This window comes from Sphingobium scionense (assembly GCF_014197035.1).
In the GTDB taxonomy this organism is placed as follows: domain Bacteria; phylum Pseudomonadota; class Alphaproteobacteria; order Sphingomonadales; family Sphingomonadaceae; genus Sphingobium; species Sphingobium scionense.
The window spans coordinates 63,607-80,165 of record NZ_JACIEU010000005.1 but is presented as its reverse complement, the minus strand read 5'-3'; the positions used below and the strand labels follow the sequence as shown (position 1 = coordinate 80,165).

The 16,559-nt window shown below is 65.4% G+C and carries 15 protein-coding genes; 7 read left to right on the top strand and 8 right to left on the bottom strand.

Going from position 1 to position 16,559, the window contains the following annotated elements:
• Positions 1 to 35: 35 nt before the first annotated feature.
• On the bottom strand, positions 36 to 962 hold the full coding sequence (bla, locus tag GGQ90_RS06945) for a subclass B3 metallo-beta-lactamase (protein WP_188081454.1): 927 nt from the start codon (positions 960 to 962) through the stop codon (positions 36 to 38).
• Positions 963 to 1,069: 107 nt separating this feature from the next.
• Between bla and GGQ90_RS06940 the strand changes: the two genes are divergently transcribed.
• On the top strand, positions 1,070 to 1,942 hold the full coding sequence (locus GGQ90_RS06940; protein WP_188081453.1) for a LysR family transcriptional regulator: 873 nt from the start codon (positions 1,070 to 1,072) through the stop codon (positions 1,940 to 1,942).
• Positions 1,943 to 2,042: 100 nt separating this feature from the next.
• On the opposite strand, the gene greB is transcribed toward GGQ90_RS06940, so the two are convergent.
• Both greB and GGQ90_RS06930 read right to left on the bottom strand, forming a co-directional pair.
• The gene (gene greB / locus GGQ90_RS06935; RefSeq protein WP_188081452.1) at positions 2,043 to 2,528 is read right to left on the bottom strand and encodes a transcription elongation factor GreB; all 486 of its coding nucleotides are present in this window, start codon (positions 2,526 to 2,528) and stop codon (positions 2,043 to 2,045) included.
• Positions 2,529 to 2,548: 20 nt separating this feature from the next.
• Entirely contained in the window at positions 2,549 to 4,621 is a 2,073-nt protein-coding gene (locus GGQ90_RS06930; protein WP_188081451.1) for a lytic transglycosylase domain-containing protein, read from the bottom strand.
• Positions 4,622 to 4,720: 99 nt separating this feature from the next.
• Here GGQ90_RS06930 and dapA point away from each other — a divergent pair, with 99 nt between their 5' ends.
• The 6 genes from dapA to recA all read left to right on the top strand — a co-directional run bounded on the left by dapA (position 4,721) and on the right by recA (position 10,816).
• Positions 4,721 to 5,599: a 4-hydroxy-tetrahydrodipicolinate synthase gene (gene dapA, locus GGQ90_RS06925; RefSeq protein ID WP_188081613.1), complete on the top strand. Its 879-nt coding sequence runs from the start codon at positions 4,721 to 4,723 to the stop codon at positions 5,597 to 5,599.
• A 44-nt stretch (positions 5,600 to 5,643) separates the two neighbouring features.
• Positions 5,644 to 6,126: an SsrA-binding protein SmpB gene (smpB, locus tag GGQ90_RS06920; RefSeq protein WP_188081450.1), complete on the top strand. Its 483-nt coding sequence runs from the start codon at positions 5,644 to 5,646 to the stop codon at positions 6,124 to 6,126.
• Between the two features lie 3 nt (positions 6,127 to 6,129).
• Positions 6,130 to 6,723, top strand: a complete 594-nt coding sequence (locus GGQ90_RS06915; protein ID WP_188081449.1) for a DUF2062 domain-containing protein — start codon at positions 6,130 to 6,132, stop codon at positions 6,721 to 6,723.
• Between the two features lie 83 nt (positions 6,724 to 6,806).
• Entirely contained in the window at positions 6,807 to 9,191 is a 2,385-nt protein-coding gene (locus GGQ90_RS06910) for a hybrid sensor histidine kinase/response regulator (RefSeq protein WP_188081612.1), read from the top strand.
• 84 nt (positions 9,192 to 9,275) lie between these two features.
• A complete protein-coding gene (locus GGQ90_RS06905) occupies positions 9,276 to 9,632 on the top strand; it encodes a response regulator (protein ID WP_188081448.1) in 357 nt (118 codons plus the stop codon).
• Between the two features lie 113 nt (positions 9,633 to 9,745).
• Positions 9,746 to 10,816 (top strand): recombinase RecA, encoded by a 1,071-nt coding sequence (gene recA, locus GGQ90_RS06900; RefSeq protein WP_188081447.1) that lies wholly within the window; start codon positions 9,746 to 9,748, stop codon positions 10,814 to 10,816.
• Between the two features lie 177 nt (positions 10,817 to 10,993).
• On the opposite strand, the gene GGQ90_RS06895 is transcribed toward recA, so the two are convergent.
• The 5 genes from GGQ90_RS06895 to aspS form a co-directional block, all read right to left on the bottom strand.
• On the bottom strand, positions 10,994 to 11,179 hold the full coding sequence (locus GGQ90_RS06895; protein ID WP_188081446.1) for a hypothetical protein: 186 nt from the start codon (positions 11,177 to 11,179) through the stop codon (positions 10,994 to 10,996).
• A gap of 89 nt (positions 11,180 to 11,268) precedes the next feature.
• Positions 11,269 to 12,597 carry a methyl-accepting chemotaxis protein gene (locus tag GGQ90_RS06890; RefSeq protein ID WP_188081445.1) on the bottom strand — a complete coding sequence of 443 codons (1,329 nt, stop codon included), beginning with the start codon at positions 12,595 to 12,597 and terminating at the stop codon, positions 11,269 to 11,271.
• Positions 12,598 to 12,678: 81 nt separating this feature from the next.
• Complete coding sequence (locus GGQ90_RS06885; protein WP_188081444.1) at positions 12,679 to 13,464, bottom strand: polyphosphate kinase 2 family protein; 786 nt, start codon at positions 13,462 to 13,464, stop codon at positions 12,679 to 12,681.
• 65 nt (positions 13,465 to 13,529) lie between these two features.
• A complete protein-coding gene (locus GGQ90_RS06880) occupies positions 13,530 to 14,606 on the bottom strand; it encodes a DUF5694 domain-containing protein (protein WP_188081443.1) in 1,077 nt (358 codons plus the stop codon).
• 118 nt (positions 14,607 to 14,724) lie between these two features.
• A complete protein-coding gene (gene aspS, locus GGQ90_RS06875) occupies positions 14,725 to 16,509 on the bottom strand; it encodes an aspartate--tRNA ligase (RefSeq protein ID WP_188081442.1) in 1,785 nt (594 codons plus the stop codon).
• Positions 16,510 to 16,559 lie beyond the last annotated feature (50 nt).

The window sequence follows — 16,559 nt, the reverse complement described above, 5'->3', positions numbered from 1 at the left end:
TAGTGTCGCAAATTAAGGCCGGCAGGGAAAGGGGGCTATTGGCCCCGGCTGTAACTGCGCGTTTCCCATTCCGCCGCCAGCTTCTTGTCCAGCATCCCGGCGGCGCGGTCGGCATAGCGGCGGCAGGCGGTCGGATCGACGAAGGGATGGGGCACGCGCTTCGCCCGCAAGCGCGCCAGCTTCGCCGGGTCGGCCGGATCGGGATGGGCGGTGATCAACAGGTCGCAATCCATTGCGCCGACCTTGGCGAAAGTCGCGCGAAAGGCGTCGACCACCGGCCGGTGCGCCGGATCGGAAAAGCTATAGCCATCGGCCGCGATCGGATTGAGGCTGGAGCCGAAGACCATCGTCGCGCATTGCCGCCCCTCGCAGCTTTTCCAGCGCCAGCTCATGCTGCCCATCGTGTGGCCCGGCGTCGCGACGGCGGTGATGACCGTGTCGCCCAGCCGGATCTCCTCGCCATCCTTGACCGCGCGCAGCCGGCGAACGGCGGGGAAGCGTTCCAGCCAGGCCGCCTGCGGATCGGCCGGATCGATGCCGCCGGTGCGCAGCACCGCGGTCGCCGGCGCGCTCGCCACCACCGTCGCGCCGCTGTCGCGGGCCAACGCGGCCAGCCCGCCGGCATGGTCGAAATGCGGTTCGGTGCTCAGGATCAGCTTCACGTCGCGGATCGAGAAGCCCAGCGCCTTGATGTTCGCCTCCACGTCGCGCACCGCCTGCGGCACGGCGCCGTCGATCAGGATCAGGCCGGCATTGGTCCTGACAAGCGCGATATTGAGGCCGCCGAACCCGACCAGATAGGTTTGGCCATGCAGCCGGATCGGCGCCTGCGGCGCCAGCCAGCGTTTGGAAGAGGCGAGCGCGATCGGCCGCAGCAGCGGATCATCCGCCGCCTTCGTCCAGGCCGGGCCACCCAGAAACATCGTAGCCATACTGATACCTACGCCGATCCAGTTGCGCATCGCCCTACCCCTATATGCTTGGTGATGGACAGAGATTGCGGGAGATACGGGCTTGCGACAAAGCATCAATTCTCGACACAGCCATTAGCTGATCTTATGCTATGACCATGGATCGCGCCCAACTGCCGCTCAACGCCCTGCGCGCCTTCGAGGCGGCGGCCCGGCATCTCAGCTTCACCCGCGCCGGCCTCGAACTCTGCGTCAGCCAGGGCGCGGTCAGCCAGCAGGTCGCGCAGCTTGAGGCGCGGATCGGCGCGCCGCTGTTCCGCCGCCTGCCGCGCGGCCTCGCCCTGACCGACGAGGGGCTGGCGCTGCTCCCGGTCCTGGCCGATGCGTTCGACCGGGTCGGCGGCACGCTGGAGCGGATCGAGGGCGGCCGGCTGCATGAAGTGCTGACGCTGGGCGTGGTCGGCACCTTCGCCGGCGGCTGGCTGCTGCCGCGCCTTGCCGATTTCGCCCGTGCCTGCCCCCATGTCGATCTGCGGCTGATGACCAACAATAACCGCGTCGACCTGGCCGGCGAGGGGCTGGACCTGGCGATCCGCTTTGGCGAGGGCGCCTGGCACGGCACCCATGCCCAGCCGATCCTGCGCGCACCGCTCGCACCGCTCTGCACGCCCGCCCTCGCCGCCCGCCTGGCCGATCCCGTCGCGCTCGCGCGCGAGCCGCTGCTGCGCTCCTATCGCGCCGACGAATGGCCGCGCTGGTTCGCCGCCGCCAGCGCCCCCTGCCCGCCGCTGCGCGGGCCGATGTTCGATACCTCGCTGCTGATGGTGGAGGCGGCGCGGGCCGGCCTTGGCGTCGCCCTCGCCCCGGTCGCGATGTTCGCCGCCGATCTGCAGGCCGGGCGGCTGGTCCAGCCTTTCCATGAGAGCGTCGATGTCGGCGGCTATTGGCTCACCCGCCTGCTGTCCCGCCCCGACAGCCCCGCCATGGCCGCCTTCCGCGCCTGGCTGGCGGATGCTGTCCTACAGGGCTGATCCCCCCTATAAAGGGGGCGACCCGCGTAACGATGTTACGGGGGTTGGAAATTCTATGTCGAAATGTGCGGGAAATATGGGAAGTTAAGCGATCATAATCCTATTGCGGATAGCTGATCGCCATCACCTCATATTCCTTCTCGCCGGCGGGCAGATGCACCCGGCGCAGGTCGCCGATGGCCGCCCCGCGCAGCGCACGGGCGATCGGTGATCCCCAGCCGATCCGGCCGGCGCCGGCATCCGCCTCGTCATTGCCGACGATCGTCACGGTGCGCGACACGTCATCCTCGTCGGCGATGGTGACGGTGGCGCCGAAATAGACCCGGCCCTTGTCGGGCTGCTGGCGCGGGTCGACGACCTTGGCGTCCTTCATCTTCTTCGACAGGCGCTTCAACTGGCCGTCGATCTCGCGCATCCGCTTGCGGCCATAAAGATAGTCGCCATTTTCGCTGCGGTCGCCATTGCCCGCGGCCCAGCTCACCACCTCGACGATGCGCGGCCGCTCGACGCCCAGCAGATGGTCATATTCCGCGCGCAGCTTCGCAAAGCCCTCGGGGCTGATATAATTGGGATAGGGGCCGGTCATCGCCGCTCCCTAGCGCAGTTTCAACCCGGTGTCTGCTTGCCCAGATAGCGGCTCAGCACCGCATTGCTGCCCTTGAACTTGGCCCGCTCCGGATTCATCGCCTCATAGACGACGGCATTTTCCAGCACCCGCTGCACATAGTTGCGCGTCTCGAAGATCGGGATCTGCTCGATCCAGCGCAGCATGTCGGCGCCCGGCAGGCGCGGGTCGCCATTGGCCTTGACCCAGCGATTCACATTGCCCGGCCCGGCATTATAGGCGGCCACGGCCAGCGGATAGCTGCCGCCATAATAGTCCAGCATGCGCTGGAAATAGCCCGAGCCCAACATGATGTTGTAGCTGGGATCATTGAGCGAACCGGCGTCATAGCTCAGGCCCAGCTTGCCCGCCTGCTCCCGCGCCGTGCCGGGCATCAGCTGCATCAGGCCGCGCGCGCCGGCATGGCTGACGATCTGCTTGTCGAACTGGCTTTCCTGCCGCGCGATCGCATGGACCATGGTCCAGTTATATTGCGCCGTCGGCGGCACCGGCACGCGCGGGAAGGCGCTGGCGCCATAGCCGGTCAGGCCGTTGGACACAGCCCGGCGACCGACCATCACGCCCATGTCGGGACGGCCCAGATTCTGCGCCAGCTCGGCGGCCAGGAAATGATCGCCATCGCTGTCCGCGCCGTTGGCGATGGCGCGCACAAACTTGCTCTGGTCCTCCCAATAGCCCATCTGGCCCAGCGCCCTGGCGGCGCGCACCACCGACCGGTTGTTGAACTCGCTACGCTCGGCGGCCGAGATCGACACCGCCCGTTCGGGCGGCGGCGGCACCGGCCGGCCCAGCCGCTCCAGCGCCAGCTGGCCATAATATTGATCGGGGAATTGCGCCGACTGGTTGAAATAGCTGTTGGCGCTGGCGGCATCGCCCGCCTGCAGCGCCGCGCGCCCGGCCCAATAATAGCCCTTGGCCTGGACCTGGGGCGACTTGCCGCCGGTCGCATAGCGGCGGAACATCGCCACCGCATCGGTCGGCCGGTTGAGATTGTAGAAGGCGGTGGTGCCCGCCAGCCAGGCAAGGCTGGTATAATCGTCGCGCTCGCCGATCGGCCGGGTCGACACGTCCGTGCCCGGCACATAGGCGTCGTCCAGCTGGCTGGCGATGCCATAGGCAAAGCTCCACTGGCTGTCGTTCGCCGACGACCGCGCCTGGGTCAGCAGCGTCTCATACCATTTTTCGGCATTGCCGGGGCGGAAGGTCAGCGGCTGGCGATTGGCCAGATATTGGCGCCCGGCGATCCAGTTGCCGCTGTTGAGCAGCCAGGTCGCCTTGTCGGCGATGAAGCCCGCATCGCTCGCCCCGCCGGCCGGCTCGGCCGTCTGCATCTTGATCGCGGCGTCCGGCGATTTCTGGCGAAAGGCGATGCGCGCATCATAGATCGCCCGGCGCGCCGGGCTGACATAGGCCAGCATCCGCATCGCGCCGATCGTGTCATTGCTCCAGAGCAGCACGTCGGCGCGCTGGTCATGGTCGGCCACGGTAAAGCCCGATCCGAACAGCGACAAAAGCCGCGCCTCGTCGGTCGGGCTCAGCGTGCCGGTGATCCAGGCGGTGCGCGCGGCCACACGCGCCTCGTCCATCCGCCCGGCCTGCATCAGCGCCACGGCATTGCGGGCATGGCCGGTCGCGGTGCGCGCCGGGAAGCGGGCGAAGAAGGCGATCACCTGGCGCGGATCAAAGCTGTCGGGATTGATTCCGGTCTCGGCCAGCCGCCGCATCCGGTCCTCGCCCGGCCAGCCGGGATTGGCGACGATGAAGCTGGCATAGGTGGAAAAGCCCAGGCCATCGCTCTGCTGCAATGCGCGCCATTGGCTGATCGTGCCGGCGATCGAGGGATCGGACGGCATGCCGACCCGGCTTGCCGCCTGGTTCCAGGCGCTGGGCGGAGTCGAGCCCGGCTGGCCCGGCAGGGGCTGCACCATCGCCTGGGCATAGACGGTGGGGGTTTCGGTCTGGGCGCCGGCACCGGCGGTTGCGAGCAATAAAGCAATGACAGGCATGCGGATCAGGTAACTTTCGACAGTTCCGGGCTTCGGCATGCTGGACATAATCGCTATTGCATCCTTATCAGGCCCTGAATGACGCGCTATAGCGCGCCGCTTGCCCGATCATGCCCCGGTCGCCCGGAGAATTGAAGGAGTTTAATGATGTTTTCCGGGTCGATTCCAGCCCTGGTGACCACTTTCCGCGACGGAGCGGTGGACGAGGCCGCTTTTCGTGCCCTGGTCGACTGGCAGATCGAGGAAGGGTCGAGCGCGCTGGTCCCCTGCGGCACCACCGGCGAAAGCGCGACCATGACGGTCGAGGAGCATAATCGCGTCATCGCCATCTGCGTCGACCAGGCGGCCGGCCGCGTGCCGGTGATCGCCGGCTGCGGATCGAACGACACCCGCATCGCGCTGGAGCATATGTATGCGGCCCAGGCCGCCGGCGCCGACGCGGCGCTGGTCGTCGCCCCCTATTACAACAAGCCGAATCAGGACGGCGTCTACCAGCATTTCGCCTATCTGGCGCAGCGCTGCGACCTGCCGATCGTCCTCTACAACGTCCCCACCCGCACCATCACCGACATCGGCGTGCCGGTGATGCACCGGCTGGTCCAGGAATATCAGTCGATCGTCGGCGTGAAGGATGCCACCGGGAATCTGGGGCGGGTCACCGCGCAGCGTCTCGCCTGTGGTCCAGATTTCTGCCAGCTTTCGGGGAATGACGAAACCGCGCTCGGCTTCAACGCGATGGGCGGCCGGGGCTGTATTTCGGTCACCGCCAATGTCGCCCCGCGCCTGGTCGCCGATTTCCAGGCAGCCTGCGCCGCGCAGGATTGGGATGGTGCCCTGGCGCTGCAGGATCGTCTCTATCCCCTGCATGATGCCCTGTTCAGCGATTCTTCACCCGGCCCTGTCAAATATGCCCTTACCCGCGTGCGGCCCGACATGCCCGGCGAGCTTCGGCTGCCGATTACCTGGCCGTCGGAATCGAGCCGCACGGCGGTCGATCGCGCGCTGGAGATCGCCGGTCTGGTTTGACGCGCCGGCGTCCCTATATGATGAATTGAGTTAAGTAGCAGAACATGGCCCGCCCCCGCCCCGCAACCTTCGACAAGAAGAAGATCGTCGCCGAGAACCGGCGCGCCCGTTTCGATTATTTCATCGAGGACGTGTTCGAAGCCGGCATCGCGCTGCAGGGCACCGAGGTGAAGGCGCTGCGCGCGGGCGAGGGCAATATCGCCGAAAGCTATGCCGAGGTGAAGGGCAACCAGGTGTTCCTGGTGAACAGCAACATCCCCGAATATAGCCATGGCAACCGCGAGAATCACGAACCCAAGCGGGTCCGCAAGCTGCTGCTGCATGAGCGCGAGATCGAGAAGATGCACAGCGCGGTGTCGCGCAAGGGCATGACGCTGGTGCCGCTGATGATCTATTTCAACAGCACCGGGCGCGCCAAGATCGAACTGGCGCTGGCCAAGGGCAAGCAGAATCACGACAAGCGCGACACCATCAAGGACCGCGACTGGAAGCGCGACCAGCAGCGCATCATGAAAGCGCATGGCTGATCCATGGACAATCGCTTCTCCCGCTGGTGGCACGCCAACGCGCCGACCCGTGAATCGCTGGAGAAGAGCCGCGTCCTTGCCCCCGTCGCCCATCGCGTGCTGGAACCCTCGCTGTGGCGCTTCACCCGCCGGTCGGTGCCGCGCGGCGTCGCGCTCGGCCTGTTCGTCGGCATCTTCCTGCTGATCCCCGGCGTCCAGATCGCCGGCGCTGCTATCTTCGCCCTGCCCTTCCGCGCCAATATCCCGGTCGCCGCGGCGATGACCTTCCTGTCCAACCCGGCCACCACGCCGCTGATCCTGATGGCGTCGGTATGGCTCGGCAACTGGATGCTCGGCCGCAGCGCCGATGCTTCGGGCTTCATGGCCCTGGTCGACGGCCATGCCTCGATCGGCCAATGGTGTGCCTGGCTCTTTTCCGAAGCCGCCCCGGCAATGCTGCTCGGCCTCTTCCTCATCTCGCTTGCCAGCGCGGTGCTCGGCTATGTCGGCGCCGACTGGTTCTGGCGCCGCCGCATGGGCCGCAAGTGGCAGGCACGCAAATTGAGGATTGGCAAGCGCACCGAAAGCAGCGCATTGGAAGAGATTGCGCCGGTCTGACGAATGGCGTCATGGTTCCATTCTAAGGGCTTAAGGGGACGCCGGGCATGGCCGCGCGGATGAAGAGGGATGATGAGGCGTGGATGGGACAGACCCCGTCGCGCAGCTTCGTGCCCCTGCTCGCACTCGCCGCCGCCGCATCCGCCGCGATCGTCCTCTACGCGATCGGTGACTGGGCGCTCGCCGCCGGCTTTGCCGCCACCGTCGTCACCATCGCCGCCCTGCTGGCCTGGTATCGCCACCTCTATCCCCCGATCCTGTCCGATCGCGACGCAGTGCCTGACTGGACGGTCGCGCGCGCGGCCGCCGACGCATCCAGCATGGCGATCGCGGTCACCGATCGCGCCGGCCGGCTGGTCTGCGCCAGCGACCTGTTTGGCGAATGGTTCCCCGGCTACCCTTCCCCCCCGGCCGTCAATGCCGACGCCTCGCTGATCGAGGGACTCACCGCCGCCGCCCGCGCCGCCTGGCGCGATGGCGAGGCAAAGGTGGAGGCGATCGCCCATGCGACCCTGCGTCTCGACGTCGACATCGCCCGCACCGGCCGGTCGGAAGATTATCTGCTCTGGCGCTTCACCCCGGTACGCCAGCCCAGCGCCCTCGACGATGTCCATCGTGTTCTGACCGGCGAGGCCGGGCGGCAACTGGGCGAAGCGGGCATCATGGCCGTGATGATCGGTGGCGAAGGCCGTATCCGGTCGGCCAATGGCGCCTTTCTGTTACGCGCGGCCGGCCGGATCGACGCCAATATCACCGGTCGCGATTTCGCCGCCCATATGCGGGTGGACGACAAGGGCCGGCTGTTCCTGGCGCGCGAGGAAAGCGGCGGCCTGCCGCTGCGCCTGCTGCAGGTGCCGCTGCGCCGCGCGTCCCAGCCGGGCGGCGTCCAGAACGGCGCGCAGGACGGCCCGATGCTGCTGCTGCTGATTGACGAGCCGGCCGGCGGCGGCGGCACCTCGGCCCTTTCCTATATCGAGACCCTGCTCTCGCTGCTGCCCTTCGGCCTCGCCATGGCCGATCGCGACGGCCGGGTGCTGTTCGTCAACAAGGCGTTTGCCCGCGCCGCCGGGATCAAGGATGCCGAAACCCCCAGCTATCCCGGCGACCTGGTGGTGCGTGAGGATCAGGCGGCAGTAGCCGACGCCGTGCGCCGCTTCGCCGTCGGCCCGCAAATGTCGGGCGACATCGCCGTGCGCATGCGCGAACAGCCCGAGGAACCGATTGCGCTCAGCCTCGCCGGCGTCCGCGGCCTGGGCGAAGCCGCCGTGCTGCTCAGCCTCAAGGACAATAGCGAGGAATCGAAGCTCAAGCGCCAGGTCGCGCAGGCGACCAAGATGCAGGCCATCGGCCAGCTCGCCGGCGGCGTCGCGCACGACTTCAACAATATCCTGACCGCCATCATCGGCCATTGCGACCTGATGCTGATGCGCCATACGCCAGGCGACAGCGACTATGACGATATTCAGCAGATCAAGTCGAACAGCAATCGCGCCGCCGGCCTGACCCGCCAGTTGCTCGCCTTCTCGCGCCAGCAGACGTTGCGGCCGCAGGTGCTGCAACTGCCCGACATCGTCGCCGACGTGTCCAATCTGCTGAAGCGCCTGCTTGGCGAGAATGTGAAGCTCGACGTCAGCCATGGCCGCAATCTGGGTGCCGTGCGCGCCGACCCGGGCCAACTCGAACAGGTCATCGTCAACCTGGCGGTCAATGCCCGCGACGCCATGCCCGAAGGCGGCACGCTCAATATCCAGACCTATGGCGTGCCCGCGAACCGCGTGCGCGAGATGCGCCAGCAGATCCTGCCGATCAGCGACTATACCGCGCTGCGCGTGTCGGACACGGGCCTGGGCATCCCGCCCGACATTCTCTCGAAGATTTTCGAACCCTTCTTCACCACCAAGGAATTGGGCAAGGGCACGGGCCTGAGCCTGTCGACCGTCTACGGCATCGTCAAGCAGTCGGGCGGCTATATCTTTGCCGAATCCGAACTGGGCCGGGGCGCCAGCTTCGTCATCTATCTGCCGGTCTATGCCGGCGGCGACATCGAACAGGCCAAGCCCAAGACACCGATCAAGCGCAGCGAAACCTGGGGCACGGGCACGGTGCTGCTGGTCGAGGATGAGGACATGGTTCGCGCCGTGGCCGAACGCGCGCTCACCCGCCAGGGCTACAAGGTGCTGACCGCCAGCGACGGCGAGCAGGGGCTGGAGGTGCTGGGCGGCAGCGAGAAGATCGACCTGCTGATCTCCGACGTGGTGATGCCCAATATGGACGGCCCATCGATGGTGGCGCACGCGCGGCGTAGCTTCCCCGACCTGCCAGTGCTGTTCATGTCCGGCTATGCCGAGGAACAGCTTCGCAAATCGATCGATATCGCCAATGTCGCCTTCCTGCCGAAGCCCTTTTCCGTCAACCAGTTGGCCGAAGCGGCACGCGACGCGCTGGCATCCCGTCCGGCTGCGGAATGAACTTCTCGCACTCCTGGCGATTATGCTGGGCAAGGCGTTGCCCATTGGGTAGCGAAGCGGGGCAGAAGAAGGGGATTGCAGCACATGGCTGACGGCAAGTCGATCCTGATCGTCGAGGATGAAGCGATGATCGGCATGATGCTGGAGGATTATCTCGATACACTCGGCTATCGTCTGCATGCGACGGCCGCGTCAGTCGACGAAGCCTGCACGTTCGCGCGTGAAGGCGGTTTCGATGCGGCCCTGCTCGACTGCAATCTGCAGGGTGAAAAAAGCTGGCCGGTCGCCGATATCCTCGCACAGCAGGCGATCCCGTTCCTGTTCGCGACCGGGGGCATGGCCGACGACCTGCCGCCCGCCCATGCAGATCGCCCGACCCTGGCCAAGCCTTTTACCATCGGTGCGGTCGAACGCGCGCTGGGTAGGATATTGGCCGATTGACAGGTCACAGATAGGAAATTTCCGTTCCCCTCTTGTTCCATAGGAACAAAACAGATACATCATTGGCAGGCGCCGAGAGATTCGACGCGATCCGCTTGACAGGGGATAGGCCGATGACCGCTATGCTCTCACTCATCGATTCCAAGAAGACAGGCACAATGGACAGACAGAAAGCATTGGAGGCGGCGCTCGCCCAGATTGATCGCGCCTTCGGCAAGGGCAGCGCGATGAAGCTCGGTAGCCGCGAGAAGATCGAGATTGAATCGATCTCGACCGGTTCGCTCGGCCTCGACATCGCGCTCGGCATCGGCGGCCTGCCCAAGGGCCGCATCATCGAGATTTACGGCCCCGAAAGCTCGGGCAAGACCACGTTGACCCTGCATGCGATCGCAGAGGCGCAGAAGGCCGGCGGCACCGCTGCCTTCGTCGACGCCGAACATGCGCTCGACCCCGGCTATGCCAAGAAGCTGGGCGTCGACATCGACGAACTGATCGTGTCGCAACCCGACACCGGCGAGCAGGCGCTGGAAATCGTCGATACGCTGGTGCGCTCCAACGCGATCGATATTCTCGTCATCGACTCCGTCGCCGCCCTGGTGCCGCGCGCAGAAATCGAGGGCGAGATGGGCGACAGCCATGTAGGCCTGCAGGCCCGCCTCATGTCCCAGGCGCTGCGCAAGCTGACCGGTTCGATCGCGCGCTCCAAGTGCATGGTGATCTTCATCAACCAGGTCCGCATGAAGATCGGCGTGATGTACGGCAATCCGGAAACCACGACCGGCGGCAATGCGCTCAAATTCTACGCCTCGGTCCGCCTCGACATCCGCCGCATCGGACAGATCAAGGATCGCGACGAGATTGTCGGCAATTCGACCCGTGTGAAGGTCGTCAAGAACAAGGTTGCCCCGCCGTTCAAGCAGGTCGAATTCGACATCATGTATGGCGAAGGCATTTCCAAGATCGGCGAAATGCTGGATCTCGGCGTCAAGGCCGGCCTGGTCGAGAAGTCGGGTTCCTGGTTCTCCTATGACTCGGTTCGCATCGGCCAGGGTCGGGAGAACGCCAAGACTTTCCTCAAGGAAAATCCCGAAATGGCAGACCGCCTGGAAAAGGCGATCCGCGGCAAGACCGAGGAAGTCGCCGAAGGGATGATGGCCGGCCCCGAAGCGGGGGATGACGAATAAGCAGGACGACCGCGCCCGATCGGATCAACCGGGCGTCTGATCCTGCCTTTCGTCCACCTCTGGCTTCACGCTCTGAAAAGGCCCGTTGCGCGATGGCGCGGCGGGCCTTTTACTGTGGGGCGCAAGACGGTGCTGTCACCATTAGAGCGCAATCGGAGTGGAAGAGGGGAAAGACCGCTATTCGTGCGGCCGCAGGGCGCGATTGAGCGAATCCAGCACTTCGGCAATCGGTTCGGTCACAGTGATGCTGCGACCTTCGCCAAAACGGATGCGAGTGCCGTCTGTCACCGATGAGACGAAGGTCACCTGGGTAGGGTTGACCGCAGTTTCGGTGCGATCGACGCCGACGAACATGACGAGCATGATCTTCTCTCCCATTTTTCGGCCCGTGCTGGACCCATTGGCAGAAAGACTAGCCGCTTTTTACGCTGTTACCAGAGGCTTTCTGTAATTCAGCGCGTCTGGATCGCGCACAAGAAGGCGCTCGCCCGGTCATCCAGCCGGTGTGCCCCTTCGGCCAGCAGCCCTGCCGCCACGCCAATGTCATGTGCGCCGGCCGCCGCAGCGCGCGCATTGTCACTGATCTGGTGCGCACTCTGACGAATATGGTCGCTCGACGACCCGGCCTCGCAGAGGCTGGCGGCGATCGACCGGCTGAAGGCGCCATGGCGCGCCACCGCCGAAAAGACCGATGCGGACACCTCGTTCGCGGTCGCCATTGCCGCGTCCATATGCAGATGCCCTTCGGCCACCGCTTCCACCGCCAATCGGACATGACCGATGCGCTGGCTGATTTCGGCCGCCGCTTCGCGCGTCTGATTCGCCAGCGTCTTCACCTCGCGCGCAACCACGGCAAAGCCCTGCCCCGCCTCGCCGGCCCGCGCCGCCTCGATACTGGCATTGAGCGCCAACATGCTCGTCGCCCGTGCAATATCGTCGATCAGGGTGATGACTGCGCCGATCCCATCCGCCTCGACCCGCAGCGCCGCCGTCTGCTCGGCACCGACCCGCGTCTGTGCCACCGCCGCGCGGATCGCCTCGCCCGCCGCGCGCACTTGGCTTTCCATCGCCTGGAACAGCCCGCCCAGTTCCTGCCCGCCGCTGGCGATACCGTGCAGGCTGTCGGCGGTCTGGTCCGCTGCGACCGCCATGCCGGCCGCCGCCTCGCCATTGCCCGATGCCCGCTCCACCGCCTGCTCCGCGCGCGCCGACAACATGTCGGCCATGCCGACCAGATCGGCGATCAGCGCCTCGACATCCTCGCGAAATGCGCCGCTCTCGCGCGTTACATGTTCCAGCCGCCGGGTGCGGGCCAGCGCATCGCGCCTATCCCGCTCGGCCGCCAGCCGCAGCAGCAGGGGGCCGCCGACCACGCCGACATAGCAGCCGCCCTGCGTCACGATCAGTCCCTCGCAATCGCTGCCCTGCGCGGCATAGAGATCGATCAGCCGTTCGATGCTGGCGCTCTGCTCCACCATCGCGCAGGGGCGGACATGCTCGTCCAGGCGCCCTCCGAAACTGGGGTTGCGCAGCAGCGCATGACCGAATGGGTTGAACAATATCTGCCGCATGTCGCGCTCATAGATCGCGCCCACCGGTCGATCGGCGACATCTACAACCGGCAACAAGCGCAGCGCAGGATCCTCCTGGAACCGGTCGACCGCATCGCTCAGCGGCTGACCGAGACGGATCGCACGACGGCCCTGCGCAAAAGGCACAACGGTGTCGGCGGCGGCATGCGGCTCCGGATCGGGCCGATCAAGCATCTGGGGCGCGTACATGGCGCCCCGCCTAGAAGAAAAGGGTAAATGACCACTTAGTATTTCATGACGCTTTTGTTACATATCATTGTTTTTAAGTAATTATTTTGCCAGCTTATAGCCAAATGCCTCCCGCGCCAGCTTGACCACCTCGGGATCAGGCGCCGGGAAATCCATCGGCACCCGTTTCTCCAGCCGCTCCGCCACATAGGTCAGCGCCGCGATTCGCCCGGACTTGCGGTTATTATTGTCGATCACCTTCCAGGGCGCCTGCTTGGTGTCGGTCTTCTCGAACATGTCATGCATCGCATCCCAATATTCGATCCGCCTGGCCCGGTTGCGATAATCGTCCGCACCGGTCTTCCACCGCTTCCACGGCGTATCCAGCCGCTGCGCCAGTTGCTCGTCCTGCGTCTCCTGGGTGATGTGGACGAACAGTTTGATGATGTTGGTGCCGGTCTCGATCTGCTGCGCCTCGAACGCGTTGATATCCTTGTAGCCCCGCTTCCATTCCGCCTTGGCGGCATATTTCTCCACCCGCTCCACCAGCACCCGGCCATACCAGCTGCGGTCGAACAGGCCGATATTCTGGCTGGCGGGCAGCCGGGTCCAGAAGCGCCAGAGGAAATGATGGTCCAGTTCCTCGCGCGTCGGCGCGGCGATCGGGTGGACCTGATAGTAACGCGGATCCCAATCTGCCGTCATCCGCTTGATGATGCCGCCCTTGCCCGCGCCGTCCCAGCCCTCCAGCATGATGACGGTCCGACGGTTGTGCAGAATATGGGCGACCTGGATCTTCGACAGGCGATGCTGCAGCGCCAGCAGCGCCGCATCATAATCGCCCTTATATTTCGCCCCGGTCTCATAGTCCGACAGATTGATCGTCATGCACCGCTCTCCTGCAAGGGGACGGCCGATTAGATCGAACCGCGCCGCCAAGGGCAAGAGCGCTCTCAGTGCAGCACGGCGTCGGTATCGACCAGCCGCACATCGTGCATGATGTCGAGATAGGCCTGGAGATAATATTTGTGCGAGGCGCCGACGATCACCAGCATGCGCTGGCCCGGCGCGGCGGCGAACACGTCGCGGATATTGGCCGCCATGCGCAGGTTGCGCACCTCCCAATAGCCCGCATAGCCACGCCCGAACCGTTGGAGCGACGGTTCCTTGAGCGCCGCGCCGAAATCGCTGTCATAGATGGTCTGCGCCTGTTCCGGCGCATTATAGTCGCGATAGAGCGCCAGCACGCCGGACCCCGTCCTGATACCGGATTGCAGCGCCGCGTCAGCCGCCTTGCGGCGCGCGGTCGCCGCATTGTCCCATGCCTTCATGATCGCCGCGCCAGCCGCCTTCTCTTCCTCGGCATTGCGATAGGGCCGGTCTGCGCTGTGGTCGTCCATCGGTTCCAGCCGTTCCAGCCCCAGCCGGGCAGCGAGCGGCGCGGCGATCAGAAATTCCTCGTTGCGCCGCTGGCGCAGCGTTTCGAGCCGCGCCACCAGCACGGCGTCCAGCCCGTCCCCGGCATGCCGGTCGGCAGGCGCCAGACGCAGCCACTGCACCAGCGCCGATCCCTGATCCTCCGCCGCCAGGAACAGCGCGGCCAGGTGCCGCCGATCAGACGCCGTCGGTCGCTCCGGCCAGGCGGCCAGGCGCCCATCGACCTCTGCCGTGGCGGCCGGCACGTCCAGCCCGGTCGCCTTGCGCGCCGGCGTCGCATCCCAGCAATAGATTTCCACCGTCTCCGCATAACGGAACGGCGCGCGGCGTAGGGCATCGCACTGCAGGCCGGACAGGGACTCGACCGCGATCGATTGCGGCTTCCACGCCGCCAGCCGGTCGATCAACGGCCCCAGCGCCTGCGCATCGAAATCCTTTGGCCAGCCAGACAGATGGGGCGTGCCCAACACCATCACCTCATTGGGCGGCCCGGCAACCTCCTTCAAAGCGCGCGGATCGAAACCGGGACCAGTCGCCTGCACCGACGCCGCCGCAAGCCCCGCTGTCAGCATCGCCATGATCGTCCGCATCATCCGCCATCCTCCCTTGCCGACATGCGTGTTATCACAACAATACAGTAAGGCAAGCGGGCAAAGAAAAAGGCCCCTGCCCGAAGGCAGGAACCCCGTTCTGTCCAACCGATGGAAAGGCTTATGCCTTCGCTTGCGGCTCCACCACCCGGATGTTGAGTTCGCGCAGCTGCTTGAACTCGGCGGCGCTCGGCGCGCCCATCAACAGGTCTTCGGCGCGCTGGTTCATCGGGAACAGCGTGATCTCGCGCAGATTCTGCGCGCCGCACAGCAGCATCACGATGCGATCGACGCCCGCAGCCATGCCACCATGCGGCGGCGCGCCATATTGGAACGCGCGATAGAGGCCACCGAAGCGCTCTTCCACGTCCGCCTGGCTCAGGCCGACGATCTCGAACGCCTTGACCATCGCCTCGGGCGACTGGTTGCGGATCGAACCCGACGCGATCTCGAAGCCGTTGCAGACCATGTCATATTGATAGGCGTTGATCGTCAGCGGATCCTGGTTGTTCAGCGCATCCAGACCACCCTGCGGCATCGAGAAGGGGTTGTGCGCGAAATCGACCGACTTCGTATCCTCGTCATATTCATAGAAGGGGAAGTCGACGATCCAGCACAGGTCGAACCGGTCCTTGTCGATCAGGTCCAGCGTTTCGCCCACCCGGATACGCGCCAGACCCGCCAGCTTGGCCGCCTGCGATTCCTTGCCGGCGGCAAAGAAGACGCCGTCATTGGGACCAAGGCCCAGTGCCGCGATCAGCTTGGCAGTCGCTTCCTCGCCGTGATTCTTGGCGATCGGGCCGCCTGGGACGCCATCCTTGATGTTGATATAGCCCAGGCCCGAATAGCCTTCACCGCGCGCCCAATTGTTCATGTCGTCGAAAAATTTGCGGCTGCCTGCCCCCGCTCCCGGCGCCGGGATCGCGCGGATCACATTGCCGCTCTCGACCAGCGAGGCAAAGATGCCGAAGCCCGAACCGTGGAAATGCTCGGTCACGTCCTGGATGATGATCGGGTTGCGCAGGTCCGGCTTGTCGCTGCCATATTTCAGCATGGCTTCGGCGTGCGGGATGCGCGGGAAGCTGCCGGCCGGGGTGACCGGCTTGCCCTGCGCAAATTCCTCGAATACGCTCGCGATCACCGGCTCCATCGTGTTCCAGACATCTTCCTGGGTCACGAAGCTCATTTCCAGGTCGAGCTGGTAGAATTCGCCCGGCAGGCGATCGGCGCGCGGATCTTCGTCGCGGAAGCAGGGCGCGATCTGGAAATAGCGGTCGAAGCCGGCGACCATCAGCAGCTGCTTATATTGCTGCGGCGCCTGAGGCAGGGCGTAGAATTTGCCGGCATGGATACGGCTGGGCACCAGGAAGTCGCGCGCGCCTTCGGGCGAGGACGCGGTCAGGATCGGCGTCGAATATTCGGTGAAGCCGACATCTTCCATGCGGCGGCGCATGTCGCGGATGATCTTGGTGCGGGTGACGATATTGGCGTGCAGCGTCTCGCGGCGCAGGTCCAGGAAGCGGTAGCGCAGGCGGATATCCTCGGGATATTCCTGCTCGCCCGCCACGGGCAGCGGCAATTCGGCGGCGGTCGACTGCACGGTCACGCTATCGGCGACGACCTCGATCGTGCCGGTCGCCATCTTCGGATTGGTCGCTTCCGCGCCGCGCGCCACGACGGTGCCGTCGATCGTCACAACCGATTCCGCCCGCAGGCCATCCAGGATGCGCAGCGGCTCACTGTCCGCCTTCGCGACGATCTGGGTCAGGCCATAATGGTCGCGCAGATCGATGAAAAGAACGCCGCCATGATCGCGCTTGCGATGCACCCAGCCCGAAAGGCGGACGGTCGCGCCGACATCGGCTTCACGAAGGGCGCCGCAGGTGTGCGTGCGATAGGCGTGCATGGCGTTTCGATCTTTCAAATTCGTTTTACGGAAATGACAAATTGTTGCGG

What these genes read in the sequence shown, in the direction of transcription:
- bla (WP_188081454.1), bottom strand. Translation starts at nt 962, where the DNA reads ATGCGCAACTGGATCGGCGTAGGTATCAGTATGGCTACGATGTTTCTG.
- GGQ90_RS06940 (WP_188081453.1), top strand. Translation starts at nt 1,070, where the DNA reads ATGGATCGCGCCCAACTGCCGCTCAACGCCCTGCGCGCCTTCGAGGCG.
- GGQ90_RS06880 (WP_188081443.1), bottom strand. Translation starts at nt 14,606, where the DNA reads ATGATGCGGACGATCATGGCGATGCTGACAGCGGGGCTTGCGGCGGCG.
- GGQ90_RS06895 (WP_188081446.1), bottom strand. Translation starts at nt 11,179, where the DNA reads ATGCTCGTCATGTTCGTCGGCGTCGATCGCACCGAAACTGCGGTCAAC.
- GGQ90_RS06905 (WP_188081448.1), top strand. Translation starts at nt 9,276, where the DNA reads ATGGCTGACGGCAAGTCGATCCTGATCGTCGAGGATGAAGCGATGATC.
- dapA (WP_188081613.1), top strand. Translation starts at nt 4,721, where the DNA reads ATGTTTTCCGGGTCGATTCCAGCCCTGGTGACCACTTTCCGCGACGGA.
- GGQ90_RS06930 (WP_188081451.1), bottom strand. Translation starts at nt 4,621, where the DNA reads ATGTCCAGCATGCCGAAGCCCGGAACTGTCGAAAGTTACCTGATCCGC.
- recA (WP_188081447.1), top strand. Translation starts at nt 9,746, where the DNA reads ATGACCGCTATGCTCTCACTCATCGATTCCAAGAAGACAGGCACAATG.
- smpB (WP_188081450.1), top strand. Translation starts at nt 5,644, where the DNA reads ATGGCCCGCCCCCGCCCCGCAACCTTCGACAAGAAGAAGATCGTCGCC.
- GGQ90_RS06885 (WP_188081444.1), bottom strand. Translation starts at nt 13,464, where the DNA reads ATGACGATCAATCTGTCGGACTATGAGACCGGGGCGAAATATAAGGGC.
- greB (WP_188081452.1), bottom strand. Translation starts at nt 2,528, where the DNA reads ATGACCGGCCCCTATCCCAATTATATCAGCCCCGAGGGCTTTGCGAAG.
- GGQ90_RS06890 (WP_188081445.1), bottom strand. Translation starts at nt 12,597, where the DNA reads ATGTACGCGCCCCAGATGCTTGATCGGCCCGATCCGGAGCCGCATGCC.
- aspS (WP_188081442.1), bottom strand. Translation starts at nt 16,509, where the DNA reads ATGCACGCCTATCGCACGCACACCTGCGGCGCCCTTCGTGAAGCCGAT.
- GGQ90_RS06915 (WP_188081449.1), top strand. Translation starts at nt 6,130, where the DNA reads ATGGACAATCGCTTCTCCCGCTGGTGGCACGCCAACGCGCCGACCCGT.
- GGQ90_RS06910 (WP_188081612.1), top strand. Translation starts at nt 6,807, where the DNA reads ATGGGACAGACCCCGTCGCGCAGCTTCGTGCCCCTGCTCGCACTCGCC.